The organism is Lactobacillus sp. 23-2, assembly GCF_044902225.1.
Lineage (GTDB): Bacteria > Bacillota > Bacilli > Lactobacillales > Lactobacillaceae > Lactobacillus > Lactobacillus absianus.
Window position 1 is genome coordinate 16,469 of record NZ_JAOQBX010000019.1, and the last position, 16,012, is coordinate 32,480.

A 16,012-nucleotide genomic window follows, 5' to 3' on the forward strand; every position below is an offset into this window, starting at 1 on the left:
AACGGACCTCTTTTGGCCTAGCGCTCCAGCATCTGGCGCAGGTCGGAGACGGCAGATTTAATTTCCGTATCGGTCTTCATCTGCCGGGCGATCTTGTCGCAGGCGTGCATGACAGTGGTATGGTCCTTGCCCCCGAATTCCTGGCCGATCTTGGGCAGGCTGGCGTCGGTCAGCTCCCGGGACAGGTACATGGCGACCTGGCGGGGGATCACGATGTTGCGGACCCGCTTCTTGCCCTTCATCTCGGCCACTGAGGTCTGGAAGTAGTTGGCAACCACTTCCTGGATCTTGGAGATCTGCAGGCCCCGGCTCTTCTGGACCAGCTTCAAGTCAGCCAGAGCCGACCGGGCCAAGCCGATGTTGATGTCCTGCTTCTGGATCGTGGACTGGGCCTGAACTTTGACCAAGGCCCCCTCCAGTTCCCGGATGTTGGTATCGACCTGGGAAGCAATGTAGTCCAGGGTGGATTCATCGACTTCCAGGCCCTCGGATTCAGCCTTCTTGCGCAGGATGGCGATCCGCGTCTCCAGGTCCGGCGGCGTGATCTCGACCTGCAGGCCCCAGGCAAAGCGGGAAACCAGGCGCTCTGACAGGTCCGGAATCTCGGTTGGCAGGCGGTCGCTGGTCATGACGATCTGCTTCTGGTTGTTGTAGAGGGTCTCGAAGGTGTGGAAGAATTCTTCCTGGATCCCTTCCTTCTTGGCGAAGAACTGGATGTCATCCACCAAGAGCAGGTCGGCAGTCCGGTACTTTTCGCGGAACTGCTCCTGGGTCTTGTTCTTGATGGAGTTGATGAAGTCGTTGACGAAGGTTTCGCTTTGAATGTAGACGACTTTGGCGTTTGGCCGCTCTTCCAGCATCTGGTGGCCGATGGCCTGCATCAGGTGGGTCTTGCCCAGTCCGACGCCCCCGAAGATGAACAAGGGGTTGTAGAAGGTGCCGGGACTGTCGGCTACGGCCAAGGCCGCGCCGGCCGCCAGCTTGTTGCCCTCACCCTGGATGAAGTTGTCAAAAGTGTACTTCTCATTCAGGTGCAGGTCCCTGTTGAAACCGGCACTGACTGGCTCCGGTCCGGTGGTCCGGACGGGCTGGCTCTCCTTCTTCTGGGGTTCAACCATCCGCTCGCTGCGCTTTTCGCCTCCCTGCTGGACGACAAAAACCGGGTACACGTCGATGCCGGCGTAGGCATAGGCCGATTGAATCAGATTAGCGGAGATGTTTTGCTCCCAATACCCCTTTGCCACGGGAGTTTGGACGGAGATTACCAATTCACGCGTCCCCTTGTTGAAGGAAACGGGCTTAGTGTTTTTGAACCAAGCGTTATAGGAGACCTCGTTGAATTGCGAGCGCATTTCAGCGTTAAAGGTCTCCCAGAATTTATTTAAATCGAACAAAAAACATTCCTCCAAAAAATTTTTAGCAAAATTATTTTAGCATTTAACCCAACGGTTTTCCACAGGTGGAAGAAAGAAATCCAGAATCCACAGCCTGTGCAAAAGACTGGCAGCTAGCCCTGTGATTCATGGTGATAATTTTATCAAAAATGGCAAAATGTGGATTACGCTTGTGGATATCTTTTCTTAGAGCCCCAATGAACGAGCCGGAACTGACCAGAATGTTTCCACAGGCTGTTCAAAAAGATTTTAACACCCTGTGGCTTGTGGATAAAGCTGCAGACAAGCCTGTTGATGACCGCGAAAAAATTTTTTATCCCCGGCTGCTTCGTCCACAAGGCGGGGATTTTTTTCCAGCCTTCTTAAGGAAAAAAGGGCGGGAATTTGCAAATAAGGCTTGGTTTTTCTTTTGCTTCGTGATATTCTAGATAAGAAATTGTGCACGTAGCACTAAAAAATGGAGGTGCAAATAAATGTCAACTAAGAGAACTTACCAACCAAAGAAGCGTCACCGTTCACGCGTTCACGGCTTCATGAAGCGTATGGCTACAAGCAACGGCCGTAAGGTATTGGCTAGACGCCGTGCAAAGGGTAGAAAAGTATTATCTGCTTAAGCCACTGAATCCCAGTGGTTTTTTTAATTCGCGAGAGTGTAAAGAGCTTTGAGAAAGTCATATCGAGTTAAATCCGAGCAGGATTTTCAGAACGTCTTTGAAAATGGCACTTCAGTCGCCAACCGGGCCTTCGTGATCTACACGCTGCCGCGGGAGGAGAACCGCCACTTCCGGGTCGGGATCTCTGTCGGTAAAAAGGTCGGCCATACGGCCGTGGCCCGAAACCGTCTCAAGCGCTATATCAGGGCCGTGCTGACCGAATACAAGGCACAGATCGATCCGCGCCTGGATTTTCTGGTCATCACCAGACCCTACGCTCGCGATTTTGACTGGGAAAAGACCCGCAAGAACTTGCTTCACGCGCTGGCTTTGGCCCATGTCATTGAGGAAACGCCGAATAAAGTCGAGGAAAAATAAGTGAAGGACATCTTATCGAAGAAAAGTGTCAAGCGCCTGATGGGCTTGATGGCACTTGTTGCGGTTTTTGCCCTGATTCTGAGTGGCTGCGCTACCCAGACCACCCAGAAGCCCGCGCCGATTTCTCATAATTCGAGCAATTGGTGGGACGCCTGGGTTGTCTACTACCTGTCCCAATTCGTCTTATGGATTGCCAAGGTGTGCGGCGGCAGCTACGGCTGGGCGATCGTCATCTTTACGGTCATCATTCGTGTGATCCTGCTGCCGCTGAATGCCATGCAGATCAACAGCACGAAGAAGATGCAGGACATTCAGCCACAGATCAAGGCCTTGCAGGCCAAGTATCCAGGCAAGGACCTTGAATCAAGAAACCAGCTGAACGAAGAGACGCAGAAGCTTTATAAGGAAGCCGGGGTCAACCCTTACGCGGGCTGCCTCCCGGTCGTGATCCAATTGCCGGTTATGTGGGCTCTGTACCAAGCCATTTGGCGGACGCCAGAGTTGCAGAACGGGAAGTTTCTGTGGATGGACCTGGGCAAGCCAGACCCATACTTCGTTTTGCCAATCTTGGCGGCCTTGTTCACTTTCTTGTCCTCATACATTGCCACCATGTCCATGCCGGATTCATCCCAGTCAATGACGACCAAGCTGATGAGCTACGGAATGGCCATTATGGTCGGTATTTGGGCGATCTACTTCCAATCAGCCATTTCCCTCTACTGGGTAATTTCCAACCTGTTCCAGGTCGGCCAGACGCTGGTTCTGCAGAACCCGTTCAAGTACCGCAAGGAGCAGGAGGCTAAGGCTAACGCGGAGCGTGAACGACAGCGCAAGATGAGAAAAGCCTACAAGCGGATCAACAAGCGCAAATAGCGCGGATAATCGAAAAGTCATCTAAAATTATTTTTAGATAAAGTAGTGAAAGTGCTTTATCCATCATTTCTCATGGTGGAAATTGCACTTTTTTTATACCAAAAAGACGAGGTAGACTTGCGATGGTGCAAAGATTAACGGAATTTGATACAATTGCGGCGATTTCAACCCCGATTGGCGAAGGCGGGATCTCGATCGTCCGCATGTCCGGTGAAGAAGCGGTGACGATTGCCAACCGGGTCTTCAAGGGCAAGAATTTGGAGCAAGTGCCCACCCACACGATCAACTACGGGCACGTCGTGGACCCGGCCAGCGGCCAGGTGATCGATGAGGTCATGGTTTCCGTCATGCGGGCGCCAAAGACCTTCACCAAGGAAGACGTCGTGGAAATCAACTGTCACGGGGGGATCGTGGTCACCAACGACATCCTGCGCCTGCTTCTGGCCAATGGGGCCAGAATGGCCGACCCGGGCGAATTCACCAAGCGGGCCTTTGTCAACGGCCGCATCGACTTAACCCAGGCCGAGAGCGTGATGGATATCATCCGGGCCAAGACCGACAAGGCCCGGGCCGTGGCGGTGCGGCAGCTGGCAGGGGGCTTACTGGAAGAGATCCGGGCTATCCGCCAGCAAATCCTGGACGTGCTGGCCAACGTGGAAGTCAACATCGACTACCCAGAGTACGATGAAGAGCAGGTGACCGCTGAAAAAATGCGGGCCTGCTCTGAAAAGGCGACCGCGGAGATCGACCGCCTGCTCCAGACTGCCCAAGAGGGGCAGATCCTCAGAAACGGCCTGGCCACGGCGATTGTGGGCCGGCCCAACGTCGGCAAGTCCTCGCTGCTGAACTACCTGACCCAAAGCGACAAGGCCATCGTCACCGACGTGGCGGGGACTACCCGGGACACGCTGGAAGAATACGTGTCCGTCAGAGGGGTGCCCTTGAAACTGATCGACACGGCTGGGATTCACCACACGGAAGACACGGTGGAAAAGATCGGGGTTGAGCGGTCCAAGCAGGCGATCGGCCAGGCGGACCTGGTCCTGCTCCTGCTGGATGCCAGCCAGGAATTGACGGCGGAAGACCGGCGCCTGCTTGACTACACCAAGGACAAGAAGCGGATCATCGTCTTGAACAAGACCGACCTTGGGGTTAAGCTGGACGCTGACCAGCTGGAAAGCAGCCAGAGCCCGGTAATCGCCACCTCAATTCTGCAAAAAGCGCACCTGGATGAGCTGGAAGACCTGATCAAGCAGCTCTTCTTCAGCGGGATCGAAAACTCCAACGACCAGGTTCTGGTGACCAACCAGCGCCAGGCCGGTCTGCTGGAGCAGGCCAAGCGGCAGCTGGCGGACGTGGTCAGCGGCCTGGAGGCGGGGATGCCCGTCGACTTGGTCCAGATCGACTTTACCGGCGCCTGGGAGACCTTGGGCGAAATCACGGGTGAGAGCAGCCCGGATGAGCTGATCAATGACCTCTTTAGTCAATTCTGTTTAGGAAAGTAGGCAAGCAAGAACAAGATGAAGACATACGTTACCAATGAATACGACGTCATCGTGGTCGGTGCCGGCCACGCCGGCAGCGAAGCAGCTCTGGCCAGTGCCCGGATGGGGCAGAAGACGCTGCTGTTGACTATCGGCCTGGACATGGTCGCCTTCATGCCCTGCAACCCGTCAGTCGGCGGTCCGGCCAAGGGGACGGTCGTCCGTGAGATCGACGCCCTTGGCGGCGAAATGGGCAAGAATATCGACAAGACCTACATCCAAATGCGGATGCTGAACACGGGCAAGGGCCCGGCTGTCCGCGCCTTGCGGGCCCAGGCCGACAAGTGGGACTACCATGAGGAAATGAAGCGGACCATCGAAAACACGCCCAACCTGACCCTGCGCCAGGCGATCGTCGACGAGCTGATCGTTGAAGACGGGATCTGCAAGGGCGTGGTTACCAACACCGGAGCCCGCTACCAGGCCAAGAGCGTCGTTCTGACCACGGGCACGGCCGCCCGGGGACGGATCTTCATTGGGGAATTGAACTACTCCTCCGGCCCCAACAATACGATTCCGGCCATCAAGCTGTCCGAGAACCTGGAAAAGCTCGGCTTCAAGCTGCGCCGCTTCAAGACGGGGACCCCGCCACGCGTCAACAAGAACACGATCGACTACTCCAAGACCGAAGAAGAGCCAGGCGACAAGGAGCCGCGCCACTTCTCCTTCACCAGCAAGGATGCCGACTACCTGAGCGACCAGACTTCCTGCTACATGACCTACACCAACCCGCGGACCCATAAGATCATCAATGAGAACCTGGACCGCTCGCCAATGTACTCTGGCGACATCGTTGGGGTGGGGCCGCGCTACTGCCCGTCAATTGAGACCAAGGTCGTCCGCTTCGCGGACAAGGATCGCCACCAGATCTTCCTGGAGCCGGAAGGGCGCAAGACCGAGGAAATCTATGTCGGCGACTTTTCAACCTCCATGCCGGAAGAAGTCCAGCTGCAGATGCTCCACTCAGTCGCCGGCCTGGAAAAAGCGGAAATGATGCGGCCAGGCTATGCTATCGAATACGACGTCATCGATCCTTGGCAACTGACCCACACCTTGGAGACCAAGAAGGTCAAGCACCTCTTTACCGCAGGCCAGATGAACGGGACTTCCGGCTATGAGGAAGCAGCCGGCCAGGGCCTGATTGCCGGAATCAACGCGGCCTTGAGCGCGCAAGGCAAGCCAGGCTTCGTTTTGGGCCGCGACGAGGCCTACATCGGGGTCTTGATCGACGACCTGGTCACCAAGGGAACCAATGAGCCTTACCGGCTCTTGACCAGCCGGGCGGAATACCGCCTATTGCTGCGCCACGACAACGCGGACCTGCGCTTGACCGAGAAGGGCTACCAGCTGGGCCTGATTTCCGAGGACCGCTACCAGCGCTTCCTGGAAAAGAAAGCGGAAATCAAGGCCGACTTGGCAGAATTAAAGGACGTGACCGTGCACCCGACCATCGCCGTCAACGAATTTTTGGCTGGAATCGGCGAAGCGGCCCTGAATGGCGGGGTCAAGGGGGATGCCTTCCTCCGCCGGCCAAAGGTCACGGTTGTCGACTTTGAACGCCTGACGGGCCACAAGCTGGCCGGGGACCGCTACGTTAAGGAGCAGGTGGAGATCAACGTCAAGTACGCTGGCTACATCAAGAAGCAGGAGATCCAGGTGGACCGCCTCCGCCGCCAGGAAGCCAAGAAGATTCCGGTTGACATCGATTACGACCAAATCGACGGCTTGGCCACTGAAGCCCGGGAGAAGTTCAAGCAGATCCGGCCGGAAACCATGGCCCAGGCTGAAAGAATCTCCGGGGTCAACCCAGCCGATCTGGCCATTCTCAGCGTCTACGTGCAAAATGGCAAGTACTCCAAGGTCAAGGATTAGCTGCCCATCTAAAAAAGAATATAAAACTGTGCTTTTGTTATTCAGAAAAAGCAGGCAAATTTGAAATTTGTTATTTTTTAAAAGAATTACAAATTGCCAAAAAACTCTAAAAAATAATTGGTCTGCGCCACTGGGGGCAAAAACAAAGTTAGCTAAAAAATCACAAGCTTGAAAGCAAGGAAGACACGATTTGTTTTTTCTATCGCGGAAAGCTTGTGATTTTTTTATATTTAGCAAGAGCGAGATCTTGTTATAACAGGCTTTGGTAGCCCTTGCAAAAGTGAAGAAATCTGTTTTAATGAAAAGCTGTAAGTAACAAATTTTAAGGAGATTAACTTATGGCAAAAATTAAAGGCGCTAACGCTGTTTTAGACGTGATGAACAAGTGGGGCATCGACCACCTTTACGGTCTGCCAGGGGGCTCATTTGACTCAACCATGAACGCGATCTACGAAATGCAAGACACTGTGAAGTACATTGAAGTACGTCACGAAGAAGCCGGTGCTTTGGCAGCTTCAGCTGAATACAAGCTGACTGGCAAGCTTGGCGTCTGCATGGGTTCAGCCGGCCCTGGCGCGGTTCACTTGATGAACGGTCTTTACGACGCTAAGTACGACAAGACCCCAATGGTTGCTTTGATCGCCAACGTTCCAACCCCTCGTCAAGACATCAACTTCTTCCAAGCCTTCGACGAAATGCCTTGGTTCCGTGACGTTGCCGTTTGGGTTCACCAAGCCAAGACCAAGGAAGCTTTGCCAGTCTTGATGGACACCGCGATCCGGACCGCTTACGCTAAGAAGGGTCCTGCAATCTTGATCATCCCTAAGGACTTCGGTTGGCAAGAAATCGACGACAACTACCGCGTATCAGCCAACAACCTGTCAGCTGACAACTACGCTGCTCCAACCAAGGAAAGCGTTGAAGCTGCCGCCGCCTTGATCAAGGAAGCCAAGAACCCAGTTGTCTACTTCGGCTTGGGTGCTTCAGGCGCTGCTGAAGAATTGAAGGAATTCTCAGATAAGTTCAAGATGCCAATGATGTCATCATACTTGGGCAAGGGGATCATTGAAGACTCATTCAAGCCATACCTTGGCACGATCGGCAGAATCGGCGCTAAGGCTCCTAACGAAGTTCAAGGCCACACTGACCTGGTAGTTTGGATTGGCAACAACTCACCATTCTCAGTTCTGTGGTTCCCTAAGAACGCTAAGGTCATCCAAATCGACGTTGACCCAGAAAAGCTTGGCAAGCGCCACTCAGTAGACGTCGCCATGAAGGCTGACGCCAAGAAGGCATTGCGGGCCCTGATCGACGCTGGCGAAGCCCGCGAAGAATCACCACTTTACAAGGCAGCCTTGGCTGACCGTGAAGAATGGGACGCATGGCTGGCATCATTCGCTGATGACCACTTGAAGGACGAAGGGCGCGTGCGCCAAGAACCAATCTGGGATGTCATCAACAAGGAAGCCGCTGACGATGCCGTCTTCTCAATCGACGTTGGTAACGTCAACATGGACCACGTTCGTCTGTTGAACATGAACGGCAAGCAGCGCTGGACTACTTCAGGCTTGTACGCGACGATGGGCTACGGCTCACCAGCTGCCTTGGCAGCCGCTACTGCCTACCCAGACCGTGAAGTATGGCACCTGGCTGGTGACGGTGGCTTCGCGATGATGAGCGAAGAGCTGTTGACTATGGCTCGCTACAACATGCACGTTCTGACTGTAGTCTTCACCAACGAAACTTTGGGCTACATCGAAGCTGAACAACGCGACGAATCAAACCAGCCACTTTCAGGCGTTATCCTGCCAGACAACGACTGGGCTAAGGTAGCCGAAGGCATGAACGTGAAGGCCTTCACTGTTCACGACAAGGCTGAATTCGAAGCTGCCGTTAAGGAATGGAAGAAGATGGATGGTCCTGCCTTCATTGACGTTAAGTACACCAAGCACATGGCTTACTCAACTGAATTGAACACTTTGGACGACCCAGAATTCGTGAAGTACTACCACGCTGAAGCCCTTCACCCATTCTCATACTTTGCTGACAAGTTCGGCTTGGAAATCGACGCCGCTTCAGGTGCTTCCGGCCACTCAGAAGACAAGGAAGAAGCTTTGAAGGTTCAAGCCGTATCAAGCGCTTCTAAGCCAGAAAACGCTCCTGACACGACTTCAGGCGCTTCTCACTAATCGGCAGTGAAATAAGCAATTAAGAAAGCGAAACCTTTGGTTTCGCTTTTTTGATGCGCACAAAGTATAATAGAATAGTTAGAGCATATAAAGCAGAGCAGTTAGAGCTACTAGGAGGTTACTTTCATGCAACAATTCGGTGTGATTGGCTTATCGGTAATGGGCAAGAACCTGGCCCTTAACGTTAGAAATCACGGTTTCTCAGTATCTGGCTTCAGTATCGACAAGCCAGAAGTGGACGACTTGGCCAAGTACGAGGATGACAAGCTGAAGCCTTGCTACACTTGGGAAGAATTCGTCAACTCCTTGGAAAAGCCGCGCAAGATTCTGGTGCAGATCATGGCTGGCGATCCAGTTGACCAAACGATTCAAAAGTTGATTCCGCTCTTGGACAAGGGCGACATCATCATTGACGGCGGGAATTCCAACTTCAATGACACCAACCGGCGCTATCATGAACTGGCCAAGCACGGCCTGCACTTTATCGGCATGGGCGTTTCCGGCGGTGAAGAAGGGGCTTTGCACGGCCCAGCCTTGATGCCAGGCGGCGACAAGGAAGCTTATGATGAAGTAGCTCCAATCTTGACCCAAATGGCCGCCAAGACTGCAGACGGCCGGGCTTGCGTGTCCTACATCGGGCCAGAAGGGGCGGGCCACTATGTCAAGATGGTCCACAACGGGATGGAATACGCCATCATGCAAGAAATCTCCGAAGTCTACGACATCATGCGCAAGGTAGCTCACAAGAGCAACAGCGAGATGGCGGACATTTTTGCCGAATGGGACAAGGGCGACTTGAATGCCTACTTGATTGAAATTGCCTCAAAGGTCTTGCGGCAAAAGGATGACCTGACTGACGACGACGTGATTGACCACATCTTGAACGTTGCTTCCTACAAGGGGACTGGCAACTGGATGCTGGAAGACGCCATCAAGCTGGGCGCCCCGATCACGGTAGTCGCGGAAGCCGTTTTGGCCCGCTTCATGTCCAAGGCCACGACCCGGGAAGGCAAGGAGATTTCATACCAGGGTGAAGTACCAGCTGACTTGATCGACAACCTGGGCAAGGCCATGTACCTGGCCCAGATCGTGGCTTACGCCCAAGGCTTCCAACAATTGACCATGGCCGCCAAGGCCTATGACTGGGAACTGAACTACCCAGCCATCGCCCAGAACTGGGAAGCGGGATGCATCATCCACGCCAAGACCCTGTACCACATTGAAGATGCCTACGCTGACGGCAAGCAGCTGGACAACCTCTTCCAAGACCCATACTTTGCCGGCGTGATGGAAAAGAACCTGCCAGCCTTGAGAGCAGTCGTTAAGCAGGCAGCCGTAGCCGGCATTCCGACGCCAAGCTTCAGCGCGGCCTTGAACTACCTGGAATCAATCTTCAACCCAAGCCTGCCAGCCAACATGATCCAGGCGCAAAGAGACTACTTCGGTGCCCACACTTACTACAGAAACGACCGCGAGGGCGTTTACCACACCGAATGGTACGAAGAAAAATAATCAAGCAATTTGCTGAAAAAGAAAGAGTGAAACTTCGTTTGAAGGTTTCACTCTTTTTTTGCTTTGTCGTGCTTGATTCATATATAGCCAAAAAGCAGTCAACTTCATCAAAACGCTGACTGCTTTTTATCTTTAAGCTTAAGATTTTACCGGAATTAAGTGTGGCCACTTTGACTAAAGTTAAACAGAATTAGCACTACGATTGTGTACCTGCTTCTTTTGGCATAGGCACTGGAATAAATTGATTTTACTTGGTATCAGGGTTCCAAACACCATCTGCCCATCCATTCGCTACTCTTTTTGAATTAATTCTTACCTGGACGCCTTTCTTGTAACGTTCTACAGCATTATTCCACAAATACGTTATCTGCCCTTTATATATTTTGTATCTGTGGCCGCCCGAAACATCGCGTCCATCATAAAGCGCTGCCCAAATCACAATGTGGTTACCGCTAATCTTAATATCATTCATCTTATTGTAGTAGGCAGATTTAGTTTCTTTTCTACGAGCCGGAGTGTGGTCATAAGGAGACCAGATTCTGTACACGTTGTGCCAATAAGTATGGTTTGCATTTCCTGCCAGAACAGGTGAAGAAGTAGTAACAACTCCAATAATCATTAAAACCGATGCGATTAGTACAATAAACTTTTTATACAACATAATATATCTTACCTCCTAGTGTAGTGTCATGATGATATCTTAATAATACTGACACGGATACTACGCATGCGGCTCTATATCAGCATCTATAGTTCTGATTGCACATGCTTTAAATGTCGACATGACATTACACTAGAGACGCTGCGCTCAATTCTACTTTTCTATATATTGATTACGCTAGATAAGACAGCCTTTTCACCATATGTCACAAATCTTTTCTGGAAATCTCCTGCTGTACAATGACTATTAAGAAAAGAAGTAAGCCTAACATTATCGGAAAGCAGGAGAAGAGTATAGTACCAAATTTTGGAACGACAAAATCATAAAATAAGGACACGTGATGATTAACATTCAAGAAGAAAGAAAAACTATTTACAACAAACCCCATCAGAAAGGCAGTAATTCGGTTACTAATCAGAAAGCAAAAACTGGTAAGCAAAAGAAGAGCTAAGCACGACAAAATCAGATATAAGCAGCGGATTAATGCTTCAATAGCTATGGTTCCTAATGTCGGTCTCCAGCCATTAACAAGTATCCCCGTTAAACTGCCACACGCCCACGGTAAAAGGCTGAAAAACAGTATCTCTATCAAACGGTACTTAAGTTGCTTCCAAATAATCCATCTTCCACCTGCGATGTAAATATCTTGAAACCTAATTCTAAAGGTACTTAATAAGAGCAACATCTGACTAGGTATCAGAAGGCTGAAAATCAGAAAGCGAGAAAACAGAGTTTGCTCTAACCACAAGCTTTGTTGTGTATTACTTATTAAAAATGCATTGCTACATCCTCCAAAGAATAGCAATGTGGCCGTTAGCAGATACCACTTGTGTACAGCAGTATCTAACAGCCACTGCTGTTTAATAACCTTCACACTTAGGCTCCTCCCCTTTCGCACGAAAGTTACAGCACGGCCCGGCGGCAAGCCAGCTTATACATCCCCATACAGTAGGCAGCTAACACAATCGTCATCAAAGCTGTCAGCCACAACAAAGGACGGTCCCCCAGCTCTGGCAAGAAATCAGTAGGTGATATGCTTGGCATATCATCAATTGGCAAAACAGTATCCAATTCCATTAAGATCAGCTCTAAAACCAAGGCTGTACTTAATGACGCAAAACGATTTCTGATCCAAACCGAGTTGACCAAGACAAATACCGAAAACAAACCACCCCAGACGGAAGCTAGCAATATATTAAGACATGCGTGAACAAATGGATGACTATAATACAAAGAAACCAGCATGGTGTTGAAGTTGAAAACCCCAATATTGATATTCAACAAATTATCTGGCTTAAAATTAGGAAGAAGCAACAGATACCCCAGTAGGTTAAAAAGCATAGGAATCATGATGGTCACAAAACCAGTCACAAATGCCATAACCGCATATTGCTTAATCAAACGAGCTAAAGGTACCTGCAGTTTAAATTTGTTGAATAGACCACTGTCTAAGTCCTCTTTTAACATGTTTCCTGCCGGAATACTGGCTAAGAAGGGCAAGAGGATAAAGAAAATTGTCGTTGCAGATGAGTCAGTGTTAATTGACAGCCAGCGGGTGTAAGGAGAGTCAATATTCGCCATGCCAGTGTAGCAGTTGACGATTATCTGCCCCAAGCTTACTGCCATTCCAACAGCGATTGCCGCGACAAACCAGCGTTTATTCAGCCTTGACCACAATAAACTCATTTTGTCATCACCTTACTTGCTATCTGGACTCCAAACACCATCTGCCCATCCGTTAGCAGCTTTTTTCGAATTAATTCTTACAGATACGCCTTTCCCATAGCGCTCTACGGCTTCATTCCACAAATGAGTTACCATTCCTTGATAACTTCTATACGTGTGGTCACCTGAAACATCACGCCCATCGTAAAGAGCTGCCCAAATTACGATGTAGCCACCCTCAATATGTACGTTGTTTGTCTTATTATAGTAAGCGGATCTGTTCTCTTTTTTGCGAGCTGGAGTGTGGTCATAAGGAGAACTAACTCTATAAACATTACGCCAATAAGTATTGCCCGTATTGCCCGCGAATACAGGTACGGCCGTAGCCGCAATCCCCAACGTCATCAAAACTGATGCAATCACTACAACGATTTTTTTGTGTAACATAATATACCTCCTAAAAATTACGCTCATTCCAAAAGCAGTGAATACTTCTTATACCCGTTGCCATCCCCAACCAAAAAGCTGAATCTGGCCGGTGCGTTTTCTGTATCATACCAACTTCGCACATTGTCAAATTTCAGCGTCAATGGCTGGGGAGTCTTGTTAGTCAAATATCCAATGGCCATTTTGTGCCCCTTGCCATCCACCACATCAAGATCTGATTGATTGCTGATGCTGTATGGCATATTGAAATGCATGTTGTCAACCGCTGCGATTATGCCGCGCTTGCCATCCGCGTAATAGCCACGATCTTTCAGATCAACCTTTACAGTCAAATAGACGTTTTCTTTCCCTTTGACCATCTTGGCGGACAGAATCTTAAAGTTGATTCCCGGAGCATGAACCTCCTGCCCTTTTTTGACCAAAATTTCCTTGTCTACCCCGCGGCAAACAGGATTAGCGTTTACTTGCCAATAGCGCAGGCCTGCCAGCACGCACAAGACGATGGCTACCGCCAGCCACACTTTACGCTTCATGAACCACACCTTCTTCAACTTTAAAGCGCTTGGTTGCCACTTGATTAACAAAATCCCGGTCATGTGAGGCGATGACAAAAGTGCATCCCTTGCTTTGCCGCAACTTAATCAAATCCACCAACTTATCAATACTATCGCTGTCCAAAGCGTTGGTCGGTTCATCTAAAACAATCAGCGGATATGACCCCAAGAAGGCTTCAGCAATACCCAGCTTCTGCTTCATCCCTAAAGAAAACTTCTTGACCTTTTCATTAGGAAAGCGGCTTAAGTCAAAGTATTTCAGCAATTCTGCAATTTCCGCAGCAGAAATATGCTCATCAAGCTTGGCTAAAAGCTCCATATTCTGCGTTGCCGTGAATTCTGTAATCAAGCTGGGATTTTCAATCAGAATTCCGGCCTTGACCGGATAAGCATCTTGTGGCTTGACCTGCTTGCCAGCTACCAAGACTTCCCCGTCAACCTTCATCAAGCCCAAAATCGTCTTTAAAATCAAGGTCTTCCCCGATCCGTTGATCCCTTCAAAAACCGCAATCTGTCCAGCTTCAATCTCGCAGTTGACATTGCTGAGCAGCTGCCGGCCTGAAAGGACCTTGTTTACATTCTTTAGCTCAATAAACATTCTTCCTCCTTTAGACCCAGCCGTGTTTGCTGTCAACTAACACGTACAGCAAAGCCCAAAACAAGGTCCACACTAACATAAACAACTCTGCGCCACTGGTCCAGCGGCTAAACATTAAAGCATTCAGCGGATTGCCGCTCCAAGCCGTCAAAGAGGTCGAAACCAACAAGACGATTGGCATAATCAAGCCCAAAGCGGGGGTGAATTCACTGCAGCTGGCTTGAATCAGTAAAAGTGAACTCACCCCAAGCCAGGCAATTAACATCCAGTACAATTCTGCCGCTCCTCCTTGCCAGGGTCCCAGAACAAGAGGAGAGTTGCCACACAGCAAGTCTTTCAACCACAGGCAGGCATTGCTTGCCAAGACGTAAACTGCGGCCAAAAGCAATTGCAATATGACATTGACCCAGCTGAAATGACTTGGCTTGATCTGCTGGCCCCGCAGCTGCATTACCCTGCTGATCCACAATTCCTTGAAAATATTCAAGCTAATCATCAGCGGGAAAAAGAAATAGCCGAACCACAAGACCGGAAAGTCTCTAATCCCAGCCCTTATCTCTGCCAGGCCAAGCCCTTGGAAGACCATTATACTGGCACTTCTGCCGTTTCTCATGAAACCACCGGCAACTAGTAAAAACAAACAGATCAACAGTAGCCAAGATAGGAATCTCACCTTTATCAGCTGCCAGAAATACAAAAACTGATCTTTAAAAAGCCGCATTTTACCAGTCCTTTCTAGCGATTTCCATTTGCACGCCAACAGCTAGAAACAAGACTATGCTTAGCAGGATCGGCAAGCGGGACAGAAGCAGGGTTCCCAAATCATCGATGAGAAAATCATAGAACAAGGAAAAATGATGGTTGACGTTCAAGAAAAAGGAAATTCCGCTTAGAATAAAGCCGGCCAGAAAGGCCCAGATTCTCTTGCTAGCCAGCAAACAGAGACTGACTAGCAAGAGAATAGCCAGGCAGGACAAGGACAGATACAGGTAGCGAATCAATGCTTCTGCCACTATAGTCCCTAATCTGGTCCCCCAGCCATTGAGGCACATGCCGATTAAGCAGCCAGCTCCCCATGGCACAAGGGTCACGAGCAAAGCCATCGCCAAATGGTACTCCAGCTGCTTCCAAATTATTCGCCTGCTCCCAGTAACATATATATCCTGCAGACGGACACGAAATGTACTCAGTACAAGCAAGATCTGAGCAGGAACCAGCAAGCTGAAAATCAGGAAGCGTGAGAATATGGTCTGGCTTAACCACTGATTTTGCGGCGCGTCGCTTACCAGAATTGCAGTACTGCATCCCCCAAATAAAATTAAAATGTCTGCTAGGAAATACCACTTACGTATAGCATTGTCCTGCAACCATTGTTGCCTGATAATATACATATATACGTCTCTCCCCCTTATATTTTTCTCTTCCCCTTTAATCGCTTTCAATATAGTTCCACATATAATTCTTGTCAACATAAATTTCAACAAAAAATTCAAGCAAAAGTCATTGACACATGCTCTATCATCATGCTGAACGCGACTTTAAGCTTATTTTTATTCAGTCGTATATTTAAAAAGAAATTTTTACTTTTTGAAAAAGGAACAATCATTTTAAATAAAGACTTAAACTTCCCACACCAAAAAGAACTATGAAGCCTTGAAAACTCAATAGTTTA

The 16,012-nt window shown here is 49.9% G+C and carries 17 protein-coding genes; 8 read left to right on the forward strand and 9 right to left on the reverse strand.

Features of this window, described 5'->3' with window-relative positions; translation table 11 throughout:
• Window positions 1–17: 17 nt before the first annotated feature.
• Window positions 18–1,394, reverse strand: a complete 1,377-nt coding sequence (gene dnaA / locus OCH80_RS07410; RefSeq protein ID WP_206989641.1) for a chromosomal replication initiator protein DnaA — start codon at window positions 1,392–1,394, stop codon at window positions 18–20.
• A gap of 197 nt (window positions 1,395–1,591) precedes the next feature.
• Here dnaA and OCH80_RS07415 point away from each other — a divergent pair, with 197 nt between their 5' ends.
• The 8 genes from OCH80_RS07415 (at window position 1,592) to gndA (ending at window position 10,415) form a co-directional block, all read left to right on the forward strand.
• Window positions 1,592–1,822, forward strand: a complete 231-nt coding sequence (locus OCH80_RS07415) for a hypothetical protein (protein WP_404539488.1) — start codon at window positions 1,592–1,594, stop codon at window positions 1,820–1,822.
• Window positions 1,823–1,867: 45 nt separating this feature from the next.
• Window positions 1,868–2,008, forward strand: coding sequence for a 50S ribosomal protein L34 (gene rpmH / locus OCH80_RS07420; protein ID WP_008459582.1), 141 nt, complete (start codon window positions 1,868–1,870; stop codon window positions 2,006–2,008).
• 48 nt (window positions 2,009–2,056) lie between these two features.
• Window positions 2,057–2,425 carry a ribonuclease P protein component gene (gene rnpA, locus OCH80_RS07425; protein ID WP_154548922.1) on the forward strand — a complete coding sequence of 123 codons (369 nt, stop codon included), beginning with the start codon at window positions 2,057–2,059 and terminating at the stop codon, window positions 2,423–2,425.
• A complete protein-coding gene (locus OCH80_RS07430; RefSeq protein ID WP_206989637.1) occupies window positions 2,426–3,298 on the forward strand; it encodes a membrane protein insertase YidC in 873 nt (290 codons plus the stop codon).
• Between the two features lie 122 nt (window positions 3,299–3,420).
• Window positions 3,421–4,803: a tRNA uridine-5-carboxymethylaminomethyl(34) synthesis GTPase MnmE gene (mnmE, locus tag OCH80_RS07435; RefSeq protein ID WP_404539493.1), complete on the forward strand. Its 1,383-nt coding sequence runs from the start codon at window positions 3,421–3,423 to the stop codon at window positions 4,801–4,803.
• 15 nt (window positions 4,804–4,818) lie between these two features.
• Window positions 4,819–6,714 (forward strand): tRNA uridine-5-carboxymethylaminomethyl(34) synthesis enzyme MnmG, encoded by a 1,896-nt coding sequence (gene mnmG, locus OCH80_RS07440; protein WP_404539496.1) that lies wholly within the window; start codon window positions 4,819–4,821, stop codon window positions 6,712–6,714.
• A 338-nt stretch (window positions 6,715–7,052) separates the two neighbouring features.
• Window positions 7,053–8,903 (forward strand): pyruvate oxidase, encoded by a 1,851-nt coding sequence (gene spxB, locus OCH80_RS07445; RefSeq protein ID WP_404539499.1) that lies wholly within the window; start codon window positions 7,053–7,055, stop codon window positions 8,901–8,903.
• A gap of 126 nt (window positions 8,904–9,029) precedes the next feature.
• Window positions 9,030–10,415 carry an NADP-dependent phosphogluconate dehydrogenase gene (gene gndA / locus OCH80_RS07450; protein WP_404539502.1) on the forward strand — a complete coding sequence of 462 codons (1,386 nt, stop codon included), beginning with the start codon at window positions 9,030–9,032 and terminating at the stop codon, window positions 10,413–10,415.
• A 247-nt stretch (window positions 10,416–10,662) separates the two neighbouring features.
• Here the strand turns inward: gndA and OCH80_RS07455 are convergent, their stop codons facing one another.
• The 8 genes from OCH80_RS07455 to OCH80_RS07490 all read right to left on the reverse strand — a co-directional run bounded on the left by OCH80_RS07455 (window position 10,663) and on the right by OCH80_RS07490 (window position 15,731).
• Window positions 10,663–11,076, reverse strand: a complete 414-nt coding sequence (locus OCH80_RS07455; protein WP_404539505.1) for a hypothetical protein — start codon at window positions 11,074–11,076, stop codon at window positions 10,663–10,665.
• 205 nt (window positions 11,077–11,281) lie between these two features.
• On the reverse strand, window positions 11,282–11,950 hold the full coding sequence (locus tag OCH80_RS07460; protein WP_404539508.1) for a beta-carotene 15,15'-monooxygenase: 669 nt from the start codon (window positions 11,948–11,950) through the stop codon (window positions 11,282–11,284).
• Window positions 11,951–11,979: 29 nt separating this feature from the next.
• Window positions 11,980–12,762, reverse strand: a complete 783-nt coding sequence (locus tag OCH80_RS07465) for a hypothetical protein (protein ID WP_404539511.1) — start codon at window positions 12,760–12,762, stop codon at window positions 11,980–11,982.
• Between the two features lie 12 nt (window positions 12,763–12,774).
• Complete coding sequence (locus OCH80_RS07470) at window positions 12,775–13,188, reverse strand: hypothetical protein (protein WP_404539513.1); 414 nt, start codon at window positions 13,186–13,188, stop codon at window positions 12,775–12,777.
• 23 nt (window positions 13,189–13,211) lie between these two features.
• A complete protein-coding gene (locus OCH80_RS07475) occupies window positions 13,212–13,721 on the reverse strand; it encodes a hypothetical protein (RefSeq protein ID WP_404539516.1) in 510 nt (169 codons plus the stop codon).
• Entirely contained in the window at window positions 13,711–14,340 is a 630-nt protein-coding gene (locus OCH80_RS07480; RefSeq protein WP_404539519.1) for an ATP-binding cassette domain-containing protein, read from the reverse strand. The genes OCH80_RS07475 and OCH80_RS07480 overlap by 11 nt, the downstream gene beginning before the upstream one ends.
• A gap of 10 nt (window positions 14,341–14,350) precedes the next feature.
• Window positions 14,351–15,061 carry a hypothetical protein gene (locus tag OCH80_RS07485; protein WP_404539521.1) on the reverse strand — a complete coding sequence of 237 codons (711 nt, stop codon included), beginning with the start codon at window positions 15,059–15,061 and terminating at the stop codon, window positions 14,351–14,353.
• A 1-nt stretch (window position 15,062) separates the two neighbouring features.
• A complete protein-coding gene (locus tag OCH80_RS07490; protein WP_404539524.1) occupies window positions 15,063–15,731 on the reverse strand; it encodes a beta-carotene 15,15'-monooxygenase in 669 nt (222 codons plus the stop codon).
• Window positions 15,732–16,012: the final 281 nt, after the last annotated feature.

Excerpts from the sequence above, each read along its gene's own strand:
- OCH80_RS07475 (WP_404539516.1), bottom strand. The coding sequence starts at position 13,721 with ATGAAGCGTAAAGTGTGGCTGGCGGTAGCCATCGTCTTGTGCGTGCTG.
- rpmH (WP_008459582.1), top strand. The coding sequence starts at position 1,868 with ATGTCAACTAAGAGAACTTACCAACCAAAGAAGCGTCACCGTTCACGC.
- OCH80_RS07490 (WP_404539524.1), bottom strand. The coding sequence starts at position 15,731 with ATGTATATTATCAGGCAACAATGGTTGCAGGACAATGCTATACGTAAG.
- OCH80_RS07485 (WP_404539521.1), bottom strand. The coding sequence starts at position 15,061 with ATGCGGCTTTTTAAAGATCAGTTTTTGTATTTCTGGCAGCTGATAAAG.
- OCH80_RS07480 (WP_404539519.1), bottom strand. The coding sequence starts at position 14,340 with ATGTTTATTGAGCTAAAGAATGTAAACAAGGTCCTTTCAGGCCGGCAG.
- mnmG (WP_404539496.1), top strand. The coding sequence starts at position 4,819 with ATGAAGACATACGTTACCAATGAATACGACGTCATCGTGGTCGGTGCC.
- OCH80_RS07455 (WP_404539505.1), bottom strand. The coding sequence starts at position 11,076 with ATGTTGTATAAAAAGTTTATTGTACTAATCGCATCGGTTTTAATGATT.
- spxB (WP_404539499.1), top strand. The coding sequence starts at position 7,053 with ATGGCAAAAATTAAAGGCGCTAACGCTGTTTTAGACGTGATGAACAAG.
- OCH80_RS07415 (WP_404539488.1), top strand. The coding sequence starts at position 1,592 with ATGAACGAGCCGGAACTGACCAGAATGTTTCCACAGGCTGTTCAAAAA.
- OCH80_RS07465 (WP_404539511.1), bottom strand. The coding sequence starts at position 12,762 with ATGAGTTTATTGTGGTCAAGGCTGAATAAACGCTGGTTTGTCGCGGCA.
- OCH80_RS07470 (WP_404539513.1), bottom strand. The coding sequence starts at position 13,188 with ATGTTACACAAAAAAATCGTTGTAGTGATTGCATCAGTTTTGATGACG.
- mnmE (WP_404539493.1), top strand. The coding sequence starts at position 3,421 with ATGGTGCAAAGATTAACGGAATTTGATACAATTGCGGCGATTTCAACC.
- gndA (WP_404539502.1), top strand. The coding sequence starts at position 9,030 with ATGCAACAATTCGGTGTGATTGGCTTATCGGTAATGGGCAAGAACCTG.